Here is a 1,291-nt window from a genome sequence, read left to right on the forward strand (position 1 = left end):
CTGACGCCCTCGGGGGCGGCCGGCCACTCCCCCGGCCCCGCGCCCCCCGCTCCCGCCCGCTGCCGCGCCCCGGCGCCCTGCGCCCCCGCGCCCTGTGCCGGGAGCGTGACGGCGACCGTCGGCCGGTCGGCCGGGGGCGCGGGGACGGCCGAGAGGTCGTAACCGCAGGCACCGCAGAACAGGTCGCCCGGCTCCAGCGGTTCCTCGCAGCTGGGGCACCCCGGCAAGGAGGCCCGCTGGTGGCTCTGTGACATCTTCACACCCAGGTCCGGGGGCGGAAGCGGTTGGCCCGCTCCACCAGTTCGATCCGCTCGTCCTCCCGCTGAGCGAGCCGGGCGAGCATCCGGTACGAGCGTTCGAGGCCGAATCTGAGGCCCCGCTCGTCCAGCTCGCTGCCCAGCAGCGTCCGTGCCTCCCCGGCCGCGGGGGAGACCGGAGCCGAGGGCCCGGCGGAGGGACTACCGGAGAGTACCCAGTCGAGCCCCGTGCCCAGCACCTCGGCCGACAACTGCTCGCGGCGCACGGCGTCCAGGCCGTACTCCCGCAGTGCCGTCACCTGGTCCGCGGCGGCCGACAGGTCGTCGAGCAGCGGTTCGCGCGGGTCGCGTCCGCGCAGCCGCGCCCGCACCGAGGCCACCCGGGCCGCCGTGTAGTGGATCGAGGCCTCCGGTACGGACTCCAGCGTCCGCACGGCCCCGGTCCGGTCGCCCGCGGCGATCTGCACCCGGGCCAGCCCGAAAGCGGCGCTGACGAAACCCGGGTCGGTCGCCCACACCAGGCGGTAGTACTCGGCGGCGTTGTCCAGCTGGCCCAGCACCTCCGCGCAGACGCCCAGCGCGAGCTTGGGCGCCGGCTCGCCCGGGAAGGCGTCGTAGACCGCGTCGAAGGACAGCGCCGCGTTCTCGTCGTCACCGGTCACCAGCGAGGTGACACCGCGGTACCACACGACCCGCCAGTCGTCCGGATGCTGCGCCTCCAGGGCCGTCAGCGCCCGGACGGCGGAGTCGGCCTCGTCCGTCTCCAGGAGGGCGCGCAGCTCCCGCAGCCGGGTCTCCGGTGAGGCGGCGGGCACCGCGTGGAGGGCCGAGATCAGCTCGGCGGGCGCCGAGGCCATCAGTCCGGCGAGGAATCCCGCGTTCGGATCGTTCGCGTCGACCCGCGGCACCGGCAGGGCGAGGGCGGTCGCCCGCGCGTCGAGGGCCGCGAGCCGGGGCCCGCGGGACGCGTGCGCGACCGGCGGGGGAGGGGGCAGCGGAGGGCGGGGGGCCGGGACGACCGGCGGCGCCGGAGG

2 protein-coding genes are annotated in these 1,291 nt (G+C 77.0%); both read right to left on the reverse strand.

The window, feature by feature from the left end; translation table 11 throughout:
- A partial coding sequence (locus tag ABZ371_RS32680; RefSeq protein ID WP_358686578.1) for a zinc-ribbon domain-containing protein occupies nucleotides 1–254 on the reverse strand: 254 nt, incomplete at its 3' end.
- Nucleotides 255–256: 2 nt separating this feature from the next.
- The coding region (locus tag ABZ371_RS32685; RefSeq protein WP_358686580.1) for a tetratricopeptide repeat protein at nucleotides 257–1,291 on the reverse strand (1,035 nt) is incomplete at its 5' end.

Source organism: Streptomyces sp. NPDC005899 (genome assembly GCF_040629645.1).
In the GTDB taxonomy this organism is placed as follows: Bacteria; Actinomycetota; Actinomycetes; order Streptomycetales; family Streptomycetaceae; genus Streptomyces.